Raw genomic sequence first — 22,893 nt, 5'->3', positions numbered from 1 at the left:
GATCGGTCTCACACCAGAGACTAATCCATAGGTGGATTATTCGAAGTCAGCGTCAAACTGAAGAACCGATAAGCAGTAGGAAATCCGTTCGATTCTTCGTTACTGTCACCCGACGCTCAAGCGTAGAGGTCCAAACCACCCACACGCCCTGGACGTGGCGCTGCCACTTGACGCATGGACAGGCCCTCATCCGACTCGGCCAAATCACGCGAACCTGAGGTCTGCGCATTGGCCGAACGGGAACCCGACTCGGACTGGCCCCACTGCTGGGCAAACGACTGCTGCGAGGTCTGCGCAGACACGTCACCACCGGTCAAGGTCAGGCCCACATCGCTCAGTGACGAGGACAACATCGACATACTGGCTTCGATAGCCTGTCTGGTTTCTACCGCTGCCGCGGCGAAATCCACTTGGGCTGAATCACCATCTAGTGAAATTTTCACGTTGATGGGGCCCATTTCCGCTGGATTGAGGTGCAATTCAGCCGTCATTGGACCGTCAGACCGCGCCGAACTGACCCACATGCTGACCTTCTCTGCCAGCGCTTGAGCAAAATCGGTGCTGCCGAACGGCACACCCAAAGTGGCCGACTCGTGACGAACACCGGATGTGGCCGCATCAGCGCCCCCCAAACCCGGCGTTGGCGCACGCATGGCGCCGCTTGCCATCAAACCAGACAGCGTGTCCACATCCGCCTTGCGCTCACCCACGGCCCCCGCTTGGGACAACATCGCATCCACCTGCAGCGCGGCCGTCGATTGCACGCTTTGCCACAACTGTGGATCCAGCCCATGCGCCCCAGTGGTGCTGGCGCCCACGCGATCACTTTGCGCCTGGGTCACGTCCCCGCCTTGAAGCAGGTCTCGCTTTTGGGCCGCCTCACTGGCGTCGGACAAAGCATCGCCACCAGTCTGCCCCGCCTTGGCACCCGCATGGTTCAGGCTGGCCAACAACGCCATCATGCCGGACTTATCGGTGGGGGCTGCATCCTGGGGCGTGGCCGCTTGCTTTGCATCGACCGTCAAATTGGTCGGCGCCGCATCAGCAGGCTGTTTCTCTTTGTCTTCGACCTTGGCTTCGGCCTCTGCGGGCTTCTCGCCCTCAGACTTGGCAGTCGTTGTAGCAGGCTTGTCCTTGCGCGCCCCCGCCGAAGCCTCGTTCAGGCGAGCTTGCTCGGCTTGTCTCTGCGCAGCCATGGCTTGCTGACGCGCACGGGTCATGGCCTGCTCGTTCAGCCTCGCATTTGTCAACCCACGCTCTGCGGCAGTCTGCTCCGCCTGATTTGCCTCTGACTTGGCGGGGGAAGTCGCCTGAGCCGGTTTGGTATCTGGCTTGGTCGCCATGTCTTGGCCGTGCTGCGCCATCCAGCCAGAAAAGTCCTTTTGCGCCCCCAGCCCCTCTGAAGCACGAGATTGCGCGCTCAGGCGTGCCATCAGCTCACTGCTGGTCGACGACACATTGCCACTCAGGGCTTGCGTATTCGCGTTTTTGACCGAGGTGCTCATGGTCTCAGCTCCTTAGATGACCGAGCCAGCCAGCGGATTCACACCGCCAGACAACGCAGTCGAGACACGCGCCGCACGCGAAGCCATTTCGTCCATGGCCTTTTGATCTTGGCGATTCATGCGCGCCTGGGCTTCCAGGATGCGTTTGTCGATCAGCTTGGACACGGCGGCCACTTTGCGCTCGCGCTCGATCAACTCCAGACGGCTGCGCTCCAGCATTTGCTCGGCCTGGGCCAGTCGGTTGTCTTGCTCGGTCACGGCATCGGCCAGACGCTGCATGAAGTCGTTGTAGCAGCGCACGATTTCCATGCCACCGGACTGGCGGAACTGGTTTTGCCAGCGCTGCTGGTATTCCTTGCGCCAATCCGTGAGGGACTGCGCCTGCTGACGTGCAGCGTCACAGGCCTTTCGGCGCGCTTCAAGCTGCGCCATGGCTTCGTCACGCTCTTTTTCAGCCGACTCCAACACCATCAACAAAGCTTGGTTTGCACTCATGCTCGTCTCGTCCTTTTATCAACTCGCCACAATATGATGCAACGCGTTAACGCTTTCTTCCATAGGGGCAGGCGTATGCATACCCTGCTGTAACAAATGCACCATCGACTGGTGTGACTTGACTGCCATGTCCAAGTCGTAATCATGGCCGGGAACGTAGGCCCCCAACTGGATCAAATCCTTGGCTTTGCTGTACTTCGACCACAGCTGACGGAAGCGTCGCGCATCATCGATATGTTGAGGCTCTGCGACGTTGTGCATCACTCGAGAAGCACTGCGTTCAATGTCTATTGCCGGGAAATGTCCGGATTCCGCAAGTTCTCGTGACAGCACAATGTGGCCATCCAGGATGGCGCGGGCCGCATCGGCAATCGGATCCTGCTGGTCGTCACCTTCCGACAGCACGGTGTAGAAGGCTGTGATCGAGCCGTGTCCATTCAACCCATTGCCACTGCGCTCCACCAATTGAGGCAACTTGGCAAAGCACGACGGCGGATAACCTTTGGTCGCAGGGGGTTCGCCAATCGCCAGCGCAATTTCACGTTGTGCCATGGCGTAGCGAGTCAGCGAATCCATCAGCAACAGCACGTGCAGGCCCTGGTCGCGGAAATACTCGGCAATCGCGGTCGCGTAGTTGGCGCCCTGCATCCGGGTCAAGGGTGGGGCATCGGCCGGCGCGGCCACCACGACCGAACGGGCCAAGCCCTCTTCACCCAAGATGTCTTCAATGAATTCCTTGACTTCGCGGCCCCGCTCGCCAATCAGGCCCACCACGATGACGTCGGCCTGGGTGTAACGCGCCATCATGCCCAGCAGCACGCTCTTGCCGACGCCAGAACCTGCAAACAGACCAATCCGCTGTCCACGCCCCACGGTCAGCATGGAATTGATGGCGCGCACGCCCGTGTCCAGCGGTTGACGCACCGGGTCGCGCTCCATCGCGTTGATCGGACGACGGGCCAATGGCACGCTGCGCACATGCTGCAAGGCACCTTTTCGGTCCATGGGTACGCCTTGCGCGTCAATGACACGTCCCAGCAGGCCGCCGCCGATGGGCAAATGCCGTGTTCGGTCTTCGCTGCGACGCCAAGGGTGATTCGGACGCCCCAACACCGGCGGATTGATAGGGATGGATCGCGGCACCACACGCGCGCCGCTGGCCAGACCATGCACTTCAGCGGTTGGCATCAAATACGCACGGTCACCGGCAAACCCGACCACTTCAGCCAAAACGGGGGTGGCTTCCAGGCGGGCTTCCGAATGAATTTCACACACGGCGCCGACCGGCAGTCGCAAACCGGCAGCCTCCAGCACCAAGCCGGCCACACGCACCAGCTTGCCGTGATTTTCAAGTGGCAAAGGGGTCCCTGCGCACACATCCAGATCGTCGAGAAACCGCGTCCAACGATCCATACCGACGTCCTGACGATCACGCGCAGAGGCTGTCATACCCCGCCCTCCGGCCAGTCGTCTTCGTCGTCTTGCAACTCGGCAGGATCACGCACCACAGCGGTCGAGCCATGCGCCTCGTGACCACCGTTCCAGGGCGCGTCGTGCCCCATGGCGGCCGCCGCACGCTCCCAACTGGCCTCGATGGATGCGTCCACCACGGCAATATCCGACTCCACCACGCAACCACCCCGGGTGATGGTGGGATCCCCCACCACGCGCGCGCCACGTGCCGCCAGCAACTCTGCCAGCTGTGCCTGCACCATCGCGTGGTCGTCCGGATGAAGGCGCAACACAATTTGCCGCGCAGACGTCAGCAAGGCGCTCAAGGCCTGCTCAGCCACATCCACCACCAATTCCGGACGTTGCAGCAACTCGCTGCGAACCACCTGCCGAGCCAACTCCAGCGCCACACCAGCAATGCGCCCGGCCAATTGCTGTTCCAGCGATTCCAGACGCAGTTGGAACTCGTTGGCCAAAGCAGCAACCTGTTCACTCATGTGCGCAGCCAGCTGCGCAGCCTGCGTCTGCTTGTAAGACTCCAGCGCCGCCAAGCCGTTGCGGTAGCCATCCTGATAACCGGTGTTGCGCGCCTCGGCCACTAACTCATCCACATTGGGAGGCGGTGGCGATGGCGGCTCAGCAGCCGCACGCGCAGCAGCTTCGGCAGCGGCCGCTTCGGCTTCGGCCTGCCCCGGCACACCGCCTACGATCGGTCGGCGAACAGCAGGCTTGGGCTGCGCGGCAGGCTCTTGCTGAGGCACCTTGGCCCCCATGGCCTGCGCAGCATGGTGCGCGGTCGATGAACGCATGGGCGGCCGCACTTCGGCAGCGGCCCGTTCCGCCAAAGTCGGCTTGCGCACACCACCCACGAGGTCCGGCTGGGCGGGGGCTTTGGGCGCCTCAAATGCAGCAGGATTCCACGCAGAGAAGCTCCCCAGTTCTTCCCGAGGGATGAATCTGGCGTATGAGCTAGGGGCAGAGGGCGTACCAGTCGGCGTCCCCGACCCGCCCTGCGAGCCCAGTGGCGATTTAGGCTTAGACGTAGGCATCGTCGCCTCCGCTGCTCAACACGATCTGACCTTCGTCGGCCAGACGACGCACGATCTTCAGCAGCTCCTTCTGCTCGCCTTCCACTTCCGACAACTTGACCGGACCGCGAGACTCCAAGTCCTCGCGCAAGGTTTCGGCGGCGCGGCTGGACATGTTCTTGAACACCTTCTCGCGAATTTCCGGCGAACCGCCCTTGAGCGCGATGATGAGCGATTCGGTCTGAACTTCCTTGAGCAGGGCCTGGAAGCCCTTGTCGTCCAACTTGATCAGATCGTCGAACACGAACATGTTGTCCATGATCTTCTGCGCCAGATCGCCATCGGCCTCGCGGATGTAATCCAGGATCGACGTTTCCAGGCTCGACCCCATGAGGTTGATGATCTCGGCCGCAGGCTTGACGCCGCCCAGCGACGACTTGCGCAACTGCTGGCCACCCGCCAACACACGCGAAAGCACCTCGTTCAGGTCCTTCAGTGCCGCAGGCTGGATACCGTCCAGCGTGGCAATCCGCACCATCACTTCATTGCGATGACGTTCGGGGAAAGACTTCAACACCGACGAAGCCTGATCCGGATCCAGGTGCACCAAGATGGCGGCCACGATCTGCGGGTGCTCGTTGCGCAACAACTCCGCCACCGAACCGGGGTCCATCCACTTCAGGCTTTCGATGCCCGTGGTGTCACTGCCCTGGATGATCCGGTCAATCAGCAAATTGGCCTTGTCATCACCCAAGGCCTTGCGCAGCACAGTCTTGATGTATTCGTCGGTGTCGGGCACCAACATGCCCATCTCGGTCGACTCTTCCGTGAACCGATCCAGCACACTGCTGATACGGTCCTTAGTCACCGTCTTGAGCTTGGCAATCGTCTCGCCCAAGCCCTGCACTTCCTTAGGCTCGAGGTGCTTGAACACCTCGGCGGCTTCTTCCTCGCCCAGGGACATCAGCAGGATGGCGGCGTCTTCGAGGCCTTTTTCGTCCATGACTTGAGTCCTTGATCAGTTAGTGATCCAACCGCGCAGCACCGTGGCCATTGCCAGCGGATTCTCCTTGGCCAGTCGGCGGGCAGCATCCAGTCGTGGATCCACGCCAGGCGCTTCCAGGGCAGGCAGCGGGTGCCCGTCCGGGCCGACCACATGACCATCCACGATGGAACCTTCCAACGCAGGCAGTTCATTCGCATCATCCACCACGGCGTCCAGTTTGGCTACCTCGGTCTCGCTCGGTGGCACAGGGCGAGCGGCATGGATCGCCGGACGGATCGCACCAAACACCACAATCAGCGCAGCCAAGGTCAGTGCAGCAGGCACGGCCAAGGTGCGGATCATGTCCTGTGTCTCGGGCGACTTCCACATCGGTGTGTCAACTTCTTCTTCCTTGACCACCTGGAAGGGCGTGTTCACCACTTTGATCGAATCCCCGCGGCGATCATCCACACCAATGGCCTCGCGCACCAAAGACGTCAACTTATCCAGCTCTTCCTGAGGAATCGGCTGTGTCGAGGTTTTGCCCTTGGGATCGGTCACCGTGCGGTGATTCAGCACCACCGCAGCATTCAGGCGCTTGATGGTGCCCGTGGCGCTGCGGGTCACACGCACCGTCTTGTCCACTTCATAGTTGGTCAAAGCCTCACGACGGCTGTTGCCACCATTTGCCCCACCTTGCGCAGCCTGCAAGGGCTGCGATGCACCGTTGACCGGCGCCGTGGCAGGCACAGGTGGCTGATTCGATGTGGCACCCGGCACGCCGGAAGGCTGCGCAGTGCCCTGCCCCACCTGCTCGCTGGTCTGCTGACTGCGCACCGTGGCCGTGGTCGACTGCCCCTGATTGGGCTTGTATTCCTCGGCGGTGGACTCGACTTGCGAGAAATCCAGCTCCGCAGTGACCTGGGCACGCAAGTTGTCCTTGCCCACCACGGGCTCCAGAATGTCCTTGATGCGCTGCGTGTAATTGGCTTCAATCTGGCGCACGTACTGCAGTTGTTGCGCGTCCAGACCTGTCTGATCCACTCCCTCTTGCGGGCCGGACAACAGCGTCCCGGTCTGATCCACGATGCTCACCGCTTTGGGCGACATCTCGGGCACGCTGGACGACACCAGGTGCACGATGCCGGCAATCTGCGCGCGATCCAGGGTCCGCCCCGGATACAGCGTCAGCACCACCGAGGCCGACGCCTTTTGCTGCTCGCGGAAAAAACCATTCTGATTGGGCAGTGCCAAATGCACGCGGGCGCTCTGCACACTGGCGAGCGCCTGAATCGAACGAATCAACTCGCCTTCCAGCCCACGCTGGAAGTTCAAGCGTTCCTGAAACTGCGTGGTCCCGAACTTCTGGTTCTCCATCAGCTCGAAACCCACCACCGAGCCCTTGGGCAACCCCGCCGACGCCAGCTTCAGGCGCACGTCATGCACCTTGTCAGCGGGCACCAAAATCGCCGCGCCACCATCTGCGTGCTTGTAGGGCACCTGCATTTGCTGCAACTGCGCCAAGATGGCCCCACCGTCCTTGTCAGACAGATTGGTATAGAGCACGCGGTAATCGCCCTCGCGCCCCCAGATCAGCATGGCCGCAAAAATCGCCACGATGGCTGCGATCCCACCCGCCAGCATCAGCTTGCGTTGCATGGGCAAAGCCATCACACGTTGCGCGAACCCTGGCTGGGACGTGGTGGCGTCCACCACCTGCCCGGCAGAGGCATTTGCAACAGATTGAGGTTGAGCGACAGTAACTTCCATGGTGGCCGATACAAGAGGCTGCGCACCGTAACCATACGATGCCGCATTACCGCTATGACGGTCCCATTATTGAGAAGAAGGCAGACAAAAATGCTGAGAACAGCCTCGGAAATGCCGACTTCTTCCGTGCATTGAACAATGCCTGAACGCTCTAGAGTCCAAATCGTGGTGATTGGCACCACACCCACGTCGGACTTATCGGCATCATGGACCTCAAACTTAAGCCCTTTGATTTCGCGCAGGCAGCCGCCAAGGCTGGCATGGCCGACGTCGCACGGCGCGTCGAGGCCAAGACCCGAGCCGAGGCCGCAGGCAGCACTGGCGCCGTTGACAAGCCCAGTTTTCAAAACGCCCTCACAGGCGCTTTGGGCTCGATCAGCAAATCCCAGGAAGCCGCCACGGCCTTGCAGCGCGAAGTACAGTTTGGCAATCCGACCGTCAGCTTGGAAGAGACGATGGTCGCCATGCAAAAAGCCCAACTCGGCTTCCAGTCGGCTGTTCAGGTGCGCAACAAACTCGTTCAGGCGTACACCGATATCATGAACATGCAGGTTTGAGGCCCCCTGCCCGCCCTGCCAACTTCATGACGTCTTCCCCCGGTCGATTGCCCATGCGGCAGATGCTGCTTTGCGGCGCCCTCATCGTCACTCTGTCCATGGGTATTCGCCACGCTTTTGGCTTGTGGCTGCAACCCATCACCATGGCGCATGGCTGGACGCGGGAAGACTACTCCCTGGCCCTGGCCCTGCAAAACCTCGTCTGGGGCGCCAGTGGCCCCTTCATCGGCTGGTGGGCCGACCGCAGCGGCGCGTTCCGCGTGCTGGTGCCCGGTGCCATCTTGTATGCGCTGGGCCTGGCGGGCATGGCCCTGTTTGAACAGCATCTGCCTTTCCTGCTCGCAACCGGGGTCACCATTGGCCTGGGGCAGGCCTGCACCACCTACGCCGTCATCTACGGGGTGATCGGCCGCAACATCGACGCATCGCAACGATCGTGGGCCATGGGCATCACTGCTGCCGCCGGCTCCTTCGGTCAATTTCTCATGGTGCCCCTGGCCAGCACCCTGCTTCATCGACTGGACTGGTCCACGGCCTTGCTCGCGCTGGCCGCTTCCGCCTTGCTGATTGCCCCATTTGCATGGGGCCTGCGCGAGCCAGCGCGCCAAAATCCCTCCCCCCATGCGCCCACAACCGACTCGCCCACTCAGTCAGCGGGTCAGGCGCTGCGTGAAGCCTTCGCGCACCGTGACTACCTTTTGCTAACGGCAGGCTACTTCGTTTGTGGATTTCAGGTCGCCTTCATCGGGGTTCACCTGCCCAGTTATCTGGCCGATCAAAAGCTCTCACCCGAAGTGGCCACCACCGCCCTGGCCCTGATCGGTCTCTTCAACGTGATTGGCACGTATGCGGCAGGCGCCTTAGGGCAACGCCTGCGCAAAACTCGCATCCTGTCGACGATCTACTTCAGTCGCGCCGTGGTGATGACGGTGTTCATCCTCACACCCATCAGCCCCCTGTCCGTCGGGATCTTCGCGGCCATCATGGGCGCGCTGTGGCTATCCACCGTTCCGCCCACCAATGCAGTCGTGGCGCAAATGCACGGCGTGCAGCACCTCACCATGCTCGGTGCCATCGTGTTTTTCTCCCATCAAATCGGGTCATTCATGGGGGTGTGGCTCGCTGGGCGACTGTATGACCTCTCCGGCAGCTACAGCGTTGTTTGGTGGATTGCCATTGCGTTGGGCATCGTCGCCTGCGTGCTGAACCTCCCGATTCGGGAAAACCGTCAACCCGCGACCCGTCTTGTCACAGCCTGAGCATGCGCAAGTCCAGCCCCTGGCCCAAGCGACTGGCCTACCTCGGCGCCGCCATGGTGCTGGGCTGCGTCTTTGCGCTTTACCTTCAGCCGGGTTTCATCGTGGACCTGGCCGGGCGGCTCTGGAATTGCATGTGACGCCCAAGTAAAACCCTGCATTCAAGGCCATCACTGTCATCCGGATCGCGCCTGAAACGTTGAATCAAACCGGCGATCTACCGAGAGCGACACGAGTGCGTCAGATTGCCCTCGCGCCCCAGTAGAATCGTCGGATTGAAGGAATCACCATGAAACCCATTTTTGGCAGCATCGTTGCACTGGTCACCCCCCTCCATGAAGACGGCAGCGTCGATTACGACAATCTGCGCAAACTGATCGACTGGCACATCGCCGAAGGCACCAATTGCATCGGCGTGGTGGGCACGACGGGTGAGTCCCCCACCGTGTCGGTGGAAGAGCACTGCGAAATCATCCGTGTCGCGGTGGAGCAAGCTGCTGGCCGCGTGCCCGTCATGGCTGGCGCAGGCGCCAATTCCACGGCTGAAGCCATCGAGCTGAGCAAGTTCGCCAAGAAGGTCGGCGCAGACTGCACCCTGCAGGTCGTGCCGTACTACAACAAGCCAACCCAAGAAGGCATCTACCAGCACTTCAAGGCGATTGTCGAAGCCGTCGACATCCCCGTGGTGCTGTACAACGTGCCCGGCCGCACCGTTGCCGACATGACCCCCGAAACCGCACTGCGTCTGGCGCAGTTGCCTGGCGTCATCGGCATCAAGGAAGCCACCGGCAACCTCGACCGTGCAGCCTGGCTGATCAAGCAAGCCCCCAAGGGCTTCAGCATCTTCTCGGGTGACGACCCCACCGCCGTTCACTTGATGATGATGGGCGGCCACGGCAACATCAGCGTCACAGCCAACGTCGCACCTCGCGGCATGGCCGAGCTGTGCAAGGCCGCCATGGCACAAGACGCCAAGCGCGCCATTGACCTGCACATGCAACTGCTGCCACTGCACAAGCAACTGTTCTGCGAGCCCAACCCGATCCCCGTGAAGTGGGCGCTGGCACGCATGGGCAAAATTGGCGGCACACTGCGCTTGCCTCTCACGGAACTCACACCAGCGTCTCAGACTCTGGTGGAAGGCGCTCTGCGCGATTCCGGGGTTCTGTAAACCTCTCCGATCCTGACCCTTGGCCCGACTCCGCTGGTGTCGGGATCAGAAGCACTTTTTCATGCCGATCACACCTCGTCACCAGACCACTATCGTTGCCGGCGCCGCGCTGGCCTGCGTCCTGCTCACATCCGGTTGCTCGTCGATCAGCGACACGCTGGTTGGCGAAAAGGTGGATTACCGCACCACGGGTACGCAATCCGTCAAGCTGGACGTGCCGCCTGATCTGAGCCAACTGCCCGGCCAGATCCGCTATGGTCAGGTGCAAGCATCGACCATCAGCGCCTCCAGCTTGCAACGCGCCGGCGCCAAGCAAGCTGAAACCGTCGCCAGCCCTGCAGTGGCCTCGACCACGCAAGGTGGCGTCAAACTGGAACGTCAAGGCCAAAACCGCTGGCTGAGCGTCAACCAGACGCCCGAGCAAGTGTGGCCTCAAGTCCGCGCCTTCTGGCAAGACGTGGGCTTCGAGCTGACCGTCGACAAGGCTGACGTCGGCATCATGGAAACCAACTGGTCCGAGAACAAGGCCAAGGTTCCTCAAGACGGCATCATTCGTCAGTCGCTGGGTCGCGTCTTTGACATGCTCTACGACACCGGCGAGCGCGACATGTATCGCACTCGCATCGAACGCACGGCCAACGGCACTGAGATCTACATCAGCCACCGCGGCATGGCCGAAGAGTACGAAGACAACCGCAAAGAGCGCACCACTTGGCGCGCCCGCCCCTCCGATCCTGGTCTGGAAGCCGAAATGCTGTCGCGCCTGATGCTCAAGCTCGGCGCCACCAAGGAAGCTGCCGCTGCCGTCAAACAAGAGAAGGCGCCTGAGGTTGCTGCTGCCCCCACACCAGCACGCCAGGCAGCTCAACTGAATGCCGCCGGCAACGCACTGACACTGGACGCGGATGCCGACACGGCTTGGCGTCGCGTGGGCTTGGCATTGGACCGCAGCGGCTTCACGGTTGAAAACCGCGACCGCAAGCAAGGCACCTTTGACGTTCGCCTGTCGGACAACGACCCGGCTGCCGCCAAGCCCGGCTTCTTCGCACGCATGTTCAGCAGCGAAAAGGCGACTGAAAATCTGCAACGCTACCAAGTGCGCGTGCAAGCCCAAGGCAACCGCACCAGCCTGATCAGCGTGCTGACCAGCGCAGGCGAGCCCGCCACATCGGCAACCAGTAAGCGCATTGCCCGTCAATTGCAAGACGAGCTGAATTAATTCAGCCCCCCCCCTTATTCAAGGGGAAACAAAAAGCCCGATACGCAAATTGCGGTCGGGCTTTTTTACTTCACGGGAAACCTGTAATAACTCGGTTACAGAATATCTCTGAAGCAGGGACGAAAAAAAGCCGCTCCGAAGAGCGGCTTTTGATTCCGTGCGAACTAAAGATTAGTTCGAAGCAGCGGAAGCAGCTTCGGAAGCAGCGGAAGCGGCTTCGGAAGCAGCAGGAGCGGCGTCAGAAGCAGCGGAAGCAGCGTCGGAAGCAGCGGAAGCGACTTCGGAAGCAGCGGAAGCGGCTTCAGGAGCGGCTTCTTTCTTACCGCAAGCAGCCAGGGCCATGGCAGCGATCAGGGAAGCCAGCAGGAGCGACTTTTTCATGCTTGTATCCTCAAAAGGAGTGTCAATAAAACCGGTGATATTGAAACTATGTGCCAAGCCCTCAATGAGCTGAGCGCCATATTCAGACAATGATTATACGATGCCTCGGGCTAATCCCTATAAACCGAGTGTCGTCGGAGGCATACCGTCATGCGATCGTTGCGAAATAGCATCACAGTCAGACAGCCAGTCCGACAAGACACCGGGATCGCGAGTCCAGACGCCTGTCCCCAAGCGTTCTTCAACCAAGCGCAACCCCAAACGACCATGAAGCACCAACATAGGGCGAACTTGTGAGGCCAACTCCTCCGGAGCTTCCTGACAAACCACCCGATGTGACCAGTTTGCACGCCACATCAGCCATCGAGGATGACTTCGCGCAAACTCTTCGAAGGTTCCAGCCAGCACATGACACTTCACCACGCTGGAACCGTGTACAGCCCACTGCTGAAAGGCCTCCATGACGCTGCGCTGCCCCAAAGGCCAGCGCACAAAATTGGTGTCCGTCATGGTGATGCTGACCGGCTCTGCTGCTGCCATGGCCATGGCAACGCTCACCCGATCACCAAAATCAAGCCAACTGGTGATGCGCCCCGATAACTCGGTCACATCACGCGATTCAGCCGGCAATGAAGGCTCTTGACTCATGACCGAATCCCATCAAGCGGTCAACGGATGCAGCCAACCATCTTGCGCCCACTGATCCAGCAGCTCGCGCAAGTCTTCACTGACCTGAGACACCGTGCGCGCATCCAGGAACCGCTTATCAGCCAGTTGACGCAGGTGTCTTGCATCCTTACCCGCAGCACGCCACGACTCGCCGTTGGCAAACACACGGTCATCGTCGTACACCATGCGCGTGCGCGCATCGAGGCGAACCCCAACACCCGCTTGCAAGGGCTCACCAGAGTGGAACCACACACGTGGCTTCGGCTCCGTGAGGATTTCACCCAAGGCAGACTTCAGACCATCCGGGTCCTTGAGCAGACGCTCGATGGCATCTGCCGTGAACTTCTGCAAGGCTTCCGGAACGCGGCCAGGATGGGCCGTCGCGGGTTGCTTGGGATCTTGATACAGGCGCACCTTGTCGTCGCACTCGATCTCTTCCACCCAACGCACCAGCACCTCGCGCGCCAGCTCGGTCGCTTCCGGCACCCGGAAACCGATCGAGCAGGTCATGCACTCACCCTCGGCGATGCCATCGTGGCCCCACTTGGGCGGCAAGTACAGCATGTCGCCCGGCTCCAGCACGTACTCGTGCTCAGGCTCGAAGTTCGTCAAGATCTTCAGCGGCACGTCTTCTTGCAGCGAGGTGTCCTTCAGGCGACCAATGCGCCAGCGACGCTTGCCATGCACCTGCAGCAGGAACACGGCGTACGAGTCGTAATGGGGGCCCACACCACCACCATCGGTGGCATACGAGATCATCAGGTCATCCAGACGCGCATCCGGCACGAAGCGGAACTGCTGCATCAGGTCATAGGCTGCAGGCACGTGCAGATCCAGCCCTTGAACCAGCAAGGTCCAGCCAGGTTGTGTCATGGCAGGCAAGCTACGGCGTGCAAACGGGCCGTGCGCCAGCTTCCAGCCCGGTGACGGTTTGGCGTTCTTGGCAACCTTACCGCGAGCGGCCTTGGGGGCCTCGTCAGGCATTTCACGCACGATCAGGCGGGACTCCACCTCCTCTTCGCCCGCCAGCGCAAACAGCTTGGCTCGGTCAATCGGCGGCACCACACCGGGCACGGCCTGGCGAATCAGCAGGGGCTTCTTCTGCCAGTACTTGCGCATGAAAGTCTCTGGCGAGATGCCTCCGAGCAAGGGCGTGGCCTCGTCAATCGCCAAAGGGCCGGCGACCTTGGGTGCCTGGGCCGATTCGGTGGCAGAAACCTTTGTAGAGGGCTTGTCAGTGGTGCGAGCTTTTTTCATGCTTAGATTGTGCGCTGAAGCAGCCCTGTCATCACCTGATCCGTCTCAATGATCACCGATGCGCACCACAACGAAGGTCGCCTCGTGAGATGATCTCGCCCATGATCATTTCCTCTCCCTGCGTTGTGAGCCTTGTCTGGTGTCTTGAAGACGCGCAAGGCCAGTTGATTGACGAATTGGCCGATCCGATGGAGTTTCTGTTGGGTGGCGATGACCTGCTGCCCAAGGTGGAACAAGCCCTGATCGGACAGACCACAGGCTTTGAAGCTCATTTGCACCTCGAGCCCGAACAAGCGTTTGGTGATTACCACGCCGACCTCGTGTTCTTCGAGAAGCGCGAGATCTTCCCCGAGCAGGTCTACGAGGGCATGCAGTTTGATGGCCCGCCCGAAGGCGCGACCACGCCTGACTTGCCCAAGGATGCCATCTACACCGTCACCGAGGTGTACGACAGCCATGTGGTGCTCGACGGCAATCACCCGCTTGCCGGCATCGCCATTCGCTTGAACCTGAAGGTGTGCGACGTGCGCTCAGCCACTGAAGAAGAAGTTGAACACGGCTCCGTGTCGACCTCCCCCTTCAGTTTTGCGCCCACTCCTGCACCGGGCGAAACCGTGCACTGAGACGCTGGTGCGTCTCAACTGACGGGTTGCGCAATCAGCCGCGGCCCGTCGAACCGAAGCCACCTTCGCCGCGTTCGCTGGCCTCGAAGGACTCGACCTGGCGGAAAGTGGCTTGCACCACGGGCACGATGACCAGTTGGGCGATGCGTTCCATGGGCTGAATGGTGAAAGCCGATTGCCCACGGTTCCAGCAACTGACCATCAAGGGACCTTGGTAGTCTGAGTCAATCAAACCGACCAGGTTACCCAGCACGATGCCGTGCTTATGCCCCAAGCCGGATCGGGGCAGGATCATCGCAGCCAAGCCCGGATCCCCCAAATGCATGGACAAGCCGGTTGGAATCAGCTGCGCTTGCCCCGGCTCCAGCACCAAAGGCTCGTCAATGCAGGCGCGCAAATCCAGACCGGCACTGCCGGGTGTGGCGTAAGCAGGCAGAGCCTCTGCCATGCGTGGATCCAGAACGCGAATGTCTACGGTGGTCATGCTGTTTTAACTGCTTGAAGTCGTTGGGCCAGTTCCTGCATGAGGCTACGGGCCAAGGTCAATTTGTCGGCGCGACTGCCGTCCGGTGGCAGCGCCTGGTGGTCACTGGCATCCACCAGCAACAAAGCGTTGTCGTCGCGACCAAATGTCGCGGGCCCCAGATTCCCGACAATCAGCGGAATCTTCTTGCGCGCCAGCTTGGCACGGGCATGCTCCAGCAAGTGCTCGCTCTCAGCCGCAAAGCCCACGCAATAAGGTGGCGCAGGCAACGCGGCCACGGCCGCCAGGATGTCAGGGTTCTCGGTCAACTCAAATGAGGGCACGGTCTTCTTGCCCTCTTTCTTGATCTTGTGCTCGGCTGAGGTCGCGGGGCGCCAGTCGGCCACGGCGGCGGTGGCAATGAACACGTCATGCTCGGCAGCCAGGGGCAACACCGTGTCATACATCTGCTGCGCGGTGGTGACGTTGCGGCGCTGCACACCACGCGGGGTGGGCAAATGCACCGGGCCGGCCACCAGGGTCACGTCCGCACCGGCTTCACGCGCAGCACGGGCCAATGCAAAACCCATCTTGCCGCTGGAATGGTTGGTGATGCCGCGCACCGGATCAATGGGCTCGAAAGTCGGCCCCGCAGTGATGAGCAGCCGATGGCCACGCAACACTTTGGGCTGGAAGAAGGCAATCAAATCCGCCAGCAACTCTTCGGGCTCGAGCATGCGGCCGTCACCCACTTCGCCACAGGCCTGATCGCCGCATCCTGGCCCCAGAATCAAAGCGCCGTCCTGGGCCAACTGTGCAACGTTACGCTGCGTGGCCGGATGAGACCACATCTCGCGGTTCATCGCAGGGGCCACCAGCAAGGGACAGGCTTCACGCGGGCGCGCCAAGCACATCAGGCTCAGCAGTTCGTCTGCCCTGCCCTGCACCAGTCGGGCAATGAAGTCGGCGCTAGCGGGTGCCAGCACGATGGCGTCAGCCTCACGACTGAGGTTGATGTGCGCCATGTTGTTGGGCTCGCGCGCATCCCACTGGCTGGTCACCACGGGACGACCCGACAAGGCCTGCATGGTCACCGGCGTGATGAAGGCTTCTGCAGCCTCTGTCATGACAACCTGCACAGTGGCGCCCGCCTTGGTGAGCAGGCGCACAAATTCTGCAGATTTGTAGCAGGCGATGCCGCCTGTCAGGCCCAGCACAATGTGCTTGCCTTGGAGTTCGGAGCGTTCTGACATGAACGGGACTCTAGCAGGCTCCGCAGCACCTGCTTCGCCCGTCAGGCTGGATGAACTCAGCGCAACACGCCGCCAATCTTGTGGCGGTAGGCGCTGGGCGACATGCCGGTCCAGCGCTTGAACGCAAACGTGAACGCACGGCGATCCGAGAAGCCCAATTCGTCAGAAATGGATTCCATGCTGATGGCACGGCGGCGCAGCATGACCTGCGCACGGCTGCACTTGGCTTCGGACTGGATGTCGACGTACTTGACGCCTTCTGCCTGCAAGCGACGCTGCAAGGTGCGTGGATGCAAGCGCATGGCGTGGGCCGTGGCTTCCAGGCCTTCGCGCAGCAACTCGGGACGACGCTCCAGTGCCCAGCGCACATCGTCCACGATGCTGCGATGCGTGGACTCAAGGTTCAGTCGGCGCTCAATGCGCTGACGGGCTTCGGTTTGCGCATCGGGCATGGCGCTCGACAGCGGCATGTCCAGCCAGCGACGATCCATCACCAAGGCATCGGCGCCTTCGTTGAAAAACACCGGCACGCCGAAATGCTCGGAAAAACGTTGGTGGTGAGCAGGTTCAGGCATCGCCATGCGCACCGACAGCAGCCAGCGCGCCCCGCGTGTGGCACGGCACATCACGGTGTGAATCGCAGCCAACACCACTTCACGCACATGCCCCATTTGAGCGGCTTCTTCGTCAGACACGTTCATCACGACGCGCAGGTGCGCTTCGGCACCAAACTCGTCAAGGTGCAGCGTCATCCACGGTGCGAGCAACTCACGGACCCAGCCCGCCAGTTCCAGGATTTCGCGGATGGTGGTGCACGACGAAATGAACGCCTCGAATTCGCCGTATTGCTCGAACACGAACTTTTCGCCCAGCGCAAACGGGAAATGATGTCCGTGCGCTCGTTCCACACACAGCTTGAATGCCTTCAGCAAACTGGTGGGTTTGACCTTGACCGGCACGTTGGGCTCAGTTGGCGTGATGCCCACTTCGCGTAGTACCGGGTCGATGGTGAACCCGCAGACCATGGCGGCCTGGCGCCAACTTCCAAGAGCAGGAACAGGGATAGGCGAACTGAGCTCAAAACGGTGCATGATCGAAACAAATCAAGTTACTGCGCGACTAGTTGTGACAAATTCCACAACTTTCGTCACCGTTTAATCTATTCCCTGACACCCCCACAAGCAAGGAATTCGCTGTGCCACCAAGGATGAAACAGCGACACTTCACCCCGTTTGGTGGGGGTCCATTGCACAGCACTCATTGCACGTAAACCCGAATAGGGTTCGCACTCACGCTTGGGTGTCTCGCCATGCACTGGGCGTCACGCCTTCCCACCTCTTGAAAGCAGCGGTGAACGCACGTCGGTCCGAAAAGCCCAGTTTGATGCTGATGTCATCAATCGACAGCGCCCCCTGCCTCAGCCACTGACAGGCCAGCTTGTGACGCATGCGGGCCAGCACGCCCAGGTAGCTGTCGTCTTCGTCCTTCAGGCGGCGTTGCAAAGTACGGGGATGCAGGTTCAGGCGCTCAGCCATGTCTTCCACACCCAAAGCGAGCAGGCCGGGATCGCGGCTGATCAAGGCTTCAATTTCAGCTGAGACCCCCTGACGCTTGGCTTCGCGGCCCAGTCGCTGCTCGGCCAAGTAGTGCGCTTGCTCGTGCAGAGCTGGAAACGCGCCTTCCAGCGGGGTGTCCAGCAAGCGGCGCTCAAAGACCAAGGCGTCCACCTCCGCCCCAAAGGTCACAGGCACACCAAAAAAAGCCTCGATCTGGGCAGATCGGTCAGAGCGGGGCGACTTGAGCATCACCCCCAAGAAGCCATCGTCCGAGCCCTGCAAGGTGCGCCCGAACTTGCGGATGCAGGCCATGGCCGCATGGATGACCAGATGCAAGGGCAAGGCATAGCCAGCCAACTGCGGCAAGGGAATGTCAAACCCCAGCGCCACCTGCACCTGCTCGGTCTCGTCTCGGACCTCCAGCGTCAGCCATGGCAGCACGACCAGTCTGGCCAACTCGGCTGCCTTGAGCGCATCGCGCAAGGTGGGACTGGTGGTCAGCAGGGTTTCAATCTCGGGCAGTGATTCAAAGGCAAACGTGTCGCCCAGCATGACCGGGAAATACTTGTCGGGCGACAAGGCCACGCACTGCTCCAGCAGCGAGATGAGCTGCAATGGAGACACCCTCGCCTCTTCCAGACGGATGAGGTCGATCTTGATGCCCGCCTCTTTGAACAGGGGCTGAACATTGAAGCCGCAACGCGTCGCAGCCTTGATCCAGGCTGAGAGCATGAACATCGGAATGGGCTTGATGCCCATGGCTTCGAGGACGGATGGCGGTGGCAGTGGAAGGCGCATAAAAAAACGACACACCTTGCGTAAGGTGTGTCGAAGTCTAACCAGTTCCAGCCCGATTAACGGGCCGCCTGTCACGGTCAGTGCGCGAGCAGTGCAGAGCGGATGCTCTCGCTGGCTTCTACGGGGTCTTGACGACGGTTGAAGCCGGCCAGCCACTCTTCATAGCCAGGCTGATCGGCTTCCTGCCAGGGGTGATAACCGGGCTTGTAGTACTTGATGTAGTGCTTGTGTGTGGGGGCCAGGAAACCGCCCGGTTTGAGCACCCAGTGCAGCCCCTTCACGTTGAGCTTGACGCGTTGCCAGAAGCTGAAGCCATCAGCCTTGAGCATGCGATTGGCGAACTTGAAGATGACCCAGGGGAACATGAACGTGGCATGCACCAGTGCGGCCACACGACGGAAGTAACCCACCTTGGCGTAATCCACCATCACGTCATAAGCCACGCCCTTGTGCTCGACTTCTTCAATGGCGTGCCAAGCGTACATGGCGCGGACATTGGGGTGAGCATCGCCCAGGATGTCGCGCTCATCAAACATGGCGTGGGCCCCCAAGGCAGTCAGGTGCTCCAGTGCGCCGGTGATGGCCAAGGTGTACTGGCGGCTGAAACGGCTGCGGTATTTGGTAAACAGCAGGTTGTCGAGCCAGGCAATCAGTTCGTCAACGGGCATGCCTTGCTTGCGCAGCAGGTCGTTGTACTGGTTGTGCACCATGCTGTGCTGGGCTTCCTGACGGTTGAAGTCCTTGATGTCTTGCAGCAGCTTGGGGTCGGTGACCTGATCGCGGAAGTCGCGCACCGTGACCATGAAGAACTTCTCGCCGGGCGGGAAGATCAGCGACATGGCATCAAAAAAGCGCGTACGGAAGGGGTCTCCGCCGAACCAGTACTTGGGAATACTGTCGTTCAGTCCGAAGTCCAGCTTTTCGCGGGGCACGATGGGATGCTGTTTGTCGCTCTGGAAGGCCATGGATGTCGTCCTCGTTCGTTTAATCCGAATAGACGCATGTTAGAAATAGCCATTGTTTGCCAACAGGATGACGGGTGACAGCAGGGTTTCCTGTACGACACCGCACCCCTAGTGAAAACACCGAGGCAAAGAAAAAGGGCCCCTTGCGGAGCCCTTTGAACAGCTTGACGCGGAGGTCAGCGCTGCAGCGCCCCCATCAGACGCGCTCGGCCACCCAGGCTTGCACGCTGGCCAGTGCAGCAGGCAAGCCCGATGCATCGGTGCCACCGGCCATGGCCATGTCAGGCTTGCCGCCGCCCTTGCCACCCACTTGCTGGGCCACAAAGTTCACCAACTCGCCAGCCTTGACCTTGCCCGTGCTGTCGGCGGTCACGCCCGCAGCCAGTTGCACCTTGCCACCGTCCACGGCGGCCAGCACGATGGCGGCGGTCTTGAGCTTGTCCTTCAGCTTGTCCATGGTTTCACGCAGGGTCTTGGCGTCAGCGCCTTCCAGCGTGGCAGCCAGCACCTTGATGCCATTGACGTCCACAGCCTTGGCCATCAGCTCATCGCCCTGGCTGGAAGCCAGCTTGCCCTTGAGGGCGGCGATTTCTTTTTCCAGCGCGCGGATCTGGTCCATCGCAGCGGCCACGCGAGCGGGCACTTCTTGCGTGGTGGACTTGATCAGAGCGGCCACGCCGTTGAGCGTGGTTTCCAGGTTCTGGGTGTAGGCCAGCGCAGCCGCGCCGGTGATGGCTTCGACGCGGCGCACGCCAGCAGCCACGCCGCCTTCGGCCACGATCTTGAACAGACCGATGTCGCCCGTGCGCTTGACGTGGGTGCCGCCGCACAATTCCTTGGAGGAACCGATGGTCTGCACGCGCACGGTCTCGCCGTACTTCTCACCGAACAGCATCATGGCTCCGGACTTCTGAGCGTCTTCCAGGGCCATGACTTGGGCCAGGGCATCGGCGTTGGCCAGGATTTCGGCGTTGACGATTTCTTCCACTTCGCGGATTTCCTCGTCGGTCATCGGGGCGTTGTGGGCGAAGTCGAAACGGGTGCGATCAGCCGTAACTTGCGAACCCTTTTGCTGCACGTGATCGCCCAGCACTTCACGCAGGGCCTTGTGCATCAAGTGGGTGGCGCTGTGGTTGCGCACGGTCTTGGCGCGCAGGTCGCCATTGACCTTGGCGGCCACGGTGTCGCCCACCTTGATGCCACCTTCGACCACGCGGCCGTGGTGACCAAACACATCAGCCTGGATCTTCTGGGTGTCTTCCACCAGGAAGCGGCTGGTGTTGTTGCGCAGTTCACCGGCATCACCACATTGACCGCCAGACTCGGCATAGAACGGGGTGTTGTCCAGCACGATGACAGCGTCGTCACCGGCGTTGGCTTGCTCGACCGCAGCGCCGTCCACGTACACAGCAGTGACCTTGGCGCCTTCCACGCTCAGGTGCTCGTAGCCGTGGAAGGTGGTGGCGGTGCCGGTGTATTCCAGACCAGCGGCCATCTTGAACTTGCCGGCGGCACGGGCTTGCTCGCGCTGGCGGGCCATGGCGGCGTCAAAGCCAGCCTGGTCCACGGTCACGTCACGCTCGCGGCACACGTCGGCGGTCAGGTCAACAGGGAAGCCGTAGGTGTCGTGCAGCTTGAAGGCGGTTTCGCCGTCAACCTGCTTGGCGCCCGAAGCCAGGGCGCCTTCCAAGATTTCCATGCCGTTGGCGATGGTCTGGAAGAAGCGTTCTTCTTCGGTCTTCAGCACGTCGGTGATGCGCTTTTCGTTGGCGCGCAGTTCGGGATAGGCGTCGCCCATCTCGGCGGCCAGGGTGGCAACCAGCTTGTGGAAGAACGGGGTGCGTGCGCCCAGCTTGTAGCCATGGCGGATGCCACGACGGGTGATGCGGCGCAGCACGTAGCCGCGGCCTTCGTTGCTGGGGATGACGCCATCGGCCACGGTGAACGAGCACGCGCGGATGTGGTCGGCGATCACTTTCAGCGAGTGGCTGCTGCGATCGCAGTCGCCCGCACCGGCTTCGTCCACAGCCTTCTTGGCTGCGTCGATCAGCGCCACGAAGGTGTCGATTTCGTAGTTGGAATGCACGTGCTGCAGCACAGCGGCAATGCGCTCCAGGCCCATGCCGGTGTCCACTGAGGGCTTGGGCAGCGGGTGCATCACACCGTCTTCCGTGCGGTTGAACTGCATGAAGACGTTGTTCCAGATTTCGATGTAGCGGTCGCCGTCTTCATCGGGGCTGCCGGGAGGGCCGCCGGCCACGTCTTCACCGTGGTCGAAGAAGATTTCGGTGCAAGGGCCGCAAGGACCGGTGTCGCCCATCATCCAGAAGTTGTCGGACATGTAGCGTGCGCCCTTGTTGTCGCCAATGCGCACGATGCGCTCGGCGGGCACGCCCACGGTCTTGTTCCAGATGTCGTAAGCCTCGTCGTCCTCGTGGTAGACGGTGACCCACAGCTTGTCCTTGGGCAGCTTGAAGTGCTCGGTCAGCAGCTCCCAGGCGAAGGTGATGGCGTCGTGCTTGAAGTAGTCACCAAACGAGAAGTTGCCCAGCATCTCGAAGAAGGTGTGGTGACGTGCGGTGTAGCCGACGTTGTCCAGGTCGTTGTGCTTGCCGCCAGCGCGGATGCACTTTTGCGCCGTGGTGGCACGGGTGTAGGGGCGCTTGTCAAAGCCGAGGAACACATCCTTGAACTGGTTCATGCCGGCGTTGGTGAACAACAGGGTGGGGTCGTCACCAGGCACCACAGGGCTGGACGCCACGATGGCGTGTCCCTTGGACTGGAAGAACTCCAGGAAGGTCTTGCGGATGTCTGCGGCTTTCATAGGGGCTTTCTCGTTATCGGATGCGGCCAAGGGCTTGAAGGGCTGCCCAGGCTCGCCGGGCGTAACCTGTGATTATAGATTTGAGGGCGCACGCCGCATAAACCCAACAATGTGGCGCCATTTGTGATCTGCATCACATCAGACGCCCCAATTCGGGGCTAGGACCAACCCTAGCCCGTACACTCACTAGTTAACTGAATGAACACCCTGCGTTCCAAGATGTCATCCCCGTCCACAGCTCGCTCTCTCACATTGCTGAGCCATCGGACGTGGGGCATTTCTGGTTTGTTGGCGCTGGGTGTGGCCCTGTTGGGCAGTGGCAGCGCACATGCGCAAACCTACTCGTTCGGAGTGTTGTCGCAGCGCAGCGCCGTGCTGACGGCCAATTACTGGAATCCCATCCTCGATTACGTCAAGCGCAAGACCGGCATTGACCTGCAACTCAAGCTGGCACGCTCGGCCTCCGAGTCGATTGAATCCATCTCGCGTGGCGAGTACGACTTCGTCTACTCCAACAACTTCTTCCTGCCTGAAGCGCCCCGGGTTTCGCGGAGGCCAGTTGGTTTAAGTCAGGCGGTCACGGCCTGACCAGCGTGTTGTTGGTGGTAGTTTGCCTCGAACTCGGCTGGCGGGACATTGCCCAGCGGCCCCATCAATCGATGGTGA

The 22,893-nt window shown here is 61.0% G+C and carries 22 protein-coding genes; 7 read left to right on the top strand and 15 right to left on the bottom strand.

The annotated features are described in order from the left end of the window. Window positions 1–116: 116 nt before the first annotated feature. The 6 genes from ACMV18_RS07485 to fliF are packed head-to-tail and all read right to left on the bottom strand — an operon-like array spanning window position 117 to window position 7,235. Window positions 117–1,505, bottom strand: a complete 1,389-nt coding sequence (locus tag ACMV18_RS07485) for a flagellar hook-length control protein FliK (RefSeq protein WP_420817316.1) — start codon at window positions 1,503–1,505, stop codon at window positions 117–119. A gap of 12 nt (window positions 1,506–1,517) precedes the next feature. Next, complete coding sequence (gene fliJ, locus ACMV18_RS07480) at window positions 1,518–2,000, bottom strand: flagellar export protein FliJ (RefSeq protein ID WP_374258283.1); 483 nt, start codon at window positions 1,998–2,000, stop codon at window positions 1,518–1,520. 18 nt (window positions 2,001–2,018) lie between these two features. Further along, entirely contained in the window at window positions 2,019–3,449 is a 1,431-nt protein-coding gene (gene fliI, locus ACMV18_RS07475) for a flagellar protein export ATPase FliI (RefSeq protein ID WP_374258282.1), read from the bottom strand. Next, window positions 3,446–4,501 (bottom strand): FliH/SctL family protein, encoded by a 1,056-nt coding sequence (locus tag ACMV18_RS07470; RefSeq protein WP_420817315.1) that lies wholly within the window; start codon window positions 4,499–4,501, stop codon window positions 3,446–3,448. The genes fliI and ACMV18_RS07470 overlap by 4 nt, the downstream gene beginning before the upstream one ends. After that, window positions 4,488–5,483 (bottom strand): flagellar motor switch protein FliG, encoded by a 996-nt coding sequence (gene fliG / locus ACMV18_RS07465; protein ID WP_374258279.1) that lies wholly within the window; start codon window positions 5,481–5,483, stop codon window positions 4,488–4,490. The genes ACMV18_RS07470 and fliG overlap by 14 nt, the downstream gene beginning before the upstream one ends. A gap of 15 nt (window positions 5,484–5,498) precedes the next feature. After that, complete coding sequence (gene fliF / locus ACMV18_RS07460) at window positions 5,499–7,235, bottom strand: flagellar basal-body MS-ring/collar protein FliF (RefSeq protein ID WP_420817314.1); 1,737 nt, start codon at window positions 7,233–7,235, stop codon at window positions 5,499–5,501. A 206-nt stretch (window positions 7,236–7,441) separates the two neighbouring features. On the opposite strand from fliF, the gene fliE reads away from it, so the two are divergent. The 5 genes from fliE to bamC all read left to right on the top strand — a co-directional run bounded on the left by fliE (window position 7,442) and on the right by bamC (window position 11,438). Then, complete coding sequence (fliE, locus tag ACMV18_RS07455) at window positions 7,442–7,792, top strand: flagellar hook-basal body complex protein FliE (RefSeq protein WP_374259030.1); 351 nt, start codon at window positions 7,442–7,444, stop codon at window positions 7,790–7,792. Window positions 7,793–7,818: 26 nt separating this feature from the next. Then, on the top strand, window positions 7,819–9,051 hold the full coding sequence (locus tag ACMV18_RS07450) for an MFS transporter (RefSeq protein WP_420817313.1): 1,233 nt from the start codon (window positions 7,819–7,821) through the stop codon (window positions 9,049–9,051). 2 nt (window positions 9,052–9,053) lie between these two features. After that, on the top strand, window positions 9,054–9,188 hold the full coding sequence (locus tag ACMV18_RS07445; RefSeq protein WP_374259032.1) for a hypothetical protein: 135 nt from the start codon (window positions 9,054–9,056) through the stop codon (window positions 9,186–9,188). A 149-nt stretch (window positions 9,189–9,337) separates the two neighbouring features. Next, the gene (dapA, locus tag ACMV18_RS07440) at window positions 9,338–10,219 is read left to right on the top strand and encodes a 4-hydroxy-tetrahydrodipicolinate synthase (protein WP_420817312.1); all 882 of its coding nucleotides are present in this window, start codon (window positions 9,338–9,340) and stop codon (window positions 10,217–10,219) included. Window positions 10,220–10,280: 61 nt separating this feature from the next. Further along, window positions 10,281–11,438, top strand: coding sequence for an outer membrane protein assembly factor BamC (gene bamC / locus ACMV18_RS07435; RefSeq protein ID WP_374259034.1), 1,158 nt, complete (start codon window positions 10,281–10,283; stop codon window positions 11,436–11,438). A 171-nt stretch (window positions 11,439–11,609) separates the two neighbouring features. Here bamC and ACMV18_RS07430 read toward each other — a convergent pair whose 3' ends face one another. The 3 genes from ACMV18_RS07430 to ACMV18_RS07420 all read right to left on the bottom strand — a co-directional run bounded on the left by ACMV18_RS07430 (window position 11,610) and on the right by ACMV18_RS07420 (window position 13,661). Next, entirely contained in the window at window positions 11,610–11,819 is a 210-nt protein-coding gene (locus ACMV18_RS07430) for a hypothetical protein (protein WP_374259035.1), read from the bottom strand. 117 nt (window positions 11,820–11,936) lie between these two features. Continuing rightward, a complete protein-coding gene (locus ACMV18_RS07425; protein WP_420817311.1) occupies window positions 11,937–12,428 on the bottom strand; it encodes a hypothetical protein in 492 nt (163 codons plus the stop codon). A 51-nt stretch (window positions 12,429–12,479) separates the two neighbouring features. Then, window positions 12,480–13,661 (bottom strand): JmjC domain-containing protein, encoded by a 1,182-nt coding sequence (locus ACMV18_RS07420; protein WP_420817328.1) that lies wholly within the window; start codon window positions 13,659–13,661, stop codon window positions 12,480–12,482. 185 nt (window positions 13,662–13,846) lie between these two features. Between ACMV18_RS07420 and ACMV18_RS07415 the strand changes: the two genes are divergently transcribed. After that, window positions 13,847–14,368 carry an FKBP-type peptidyl-prolyl cis-trans isomerase gene (locus ACMV18_RS07415; RefSeq protein WP_420817310.1) on the top strand — a complete coding sequence of 174 codons (522 nt, stop codon included), beginning with the start codon at window positions 13,847–13,849 and terminating at the stop codon, window positions 14,366–14,368. A gap of 34 nt (window positions 14,369–14,402) precedes the next feature. Here the strand turns inward: ACMV18_RS07415 and dut are convergent, their stop codons facing one another. The 6 genes from dut to alaS all read right to left on the bottom strand — a co-directional run bounded on the left by dut (window position 14,403) and on the right by alaS (window position 22,227). After that, window positions 14,403–14,852, bottom strand: coding sequence for a dUTP diphosphatase (gene dut / locus ACMV18_RS07410; protein WP_420817309.1), 450 nt, complete (start codon window positions 14,850–14,852; stop codon window positions 14,403–14,405). Continuing rightward, complete coding sequence (coaBC, locus tag ACMV18_RS07405) at window positions 14,849–16,084, bottom strand: bifunctional phosphopantothenoylcysteine decarboxylase/phosphopantothenate--cysteine ligase CoaBC (RefSeq protein ID WP_420817308.1); 1,236 nt, start codon at window positions 16,082–16,084, stop codon at window positions 14,849–14,851. Before coaBC ends, dut begins: the two co-directional genes overlap by 4 nt. 56 nt (window positions 16,085–16,140) lie before the next feature. Further along, window positions 16,141–17,175 carry a helix-turn-helix domain-containing protein gene (locus ACMV18_RS07400; protein ID WP_374259041.1) on the bottom strand — a complete coding sequence of 345 codons (1,035 nt, stop codon included), beginning with the start codon at window positions 17,173–17,175 and terminating at the stop codon, window positions 16,141–16,143. Between the two features lie 198 nt (window positions 17,176–17,373). Continuing rightward, entirely contained in the window at window positions 17,374–18,438 is a 1,065-nt protein-coding gene (locus ACMV18_RS07395; protein WP_420817307.1) for an AraC family transcriptional regulator ligand-binding domain-containing protein, read from the bottom strand. Between the two features lie 77 nt (window positions 18,439–18,515). Continuing rightward, window positions 18,516–19,403 (bottom strand): metal-dependent hydrolase, encoded by an 888-nt coding sequence (locus ACMV18_RS07390; RefSeq protein WP_420817306.1) that lies wholly within the window; start codon window positions 19,401–19,403, stop codon window positions 18,516–18,518. Between the two features lie 196 nt (window positions 19,404–19,599). Beyond that, window positions 19,600–22,227, bottom strand: a complete 2,628-nt coding sequence (gene alaS / locus ACMV18_RS07385) for an alanine--tRNA ligase (RefSeq protein ID WP_420817305.1) — start codon at window positions 22,225–22,227, stop codon at window positions 19,600–19,602. A 198-nt stretch (window positions 22,228–22,425) separates the two neighbouring features. On the opposite strand from alaS, the gene ACMV18_RS07380 reads away from it, so the two are divergent. Continuing rightward, a complete protein-coding gene (locus ACMV18_RS07380; protein ID WP_420817304.1) occupies window positions 22,426–22,815 on the top strand; it encodes a PhnD/SsuA/transferrin family substrate-binding protein in 390 nt (129 codons plus the stop codon). The last annotated feature ends 78 nt before the right edge of the window (window positions 22,816–22,893 follow it).

Origin of the sequence: Aquabacterium sp., from assembly GCF_048860245.1 — a bacterium.
Classification (GTDB): Bacteria; Pseudomonadota; Gammaproteobacteria; order Burkholderiales; family Burkholderiaceae_C; genus Aquabacterium.
This window is presented reverse-complemented; position numbering and strand designations above follow the sequence as displayed.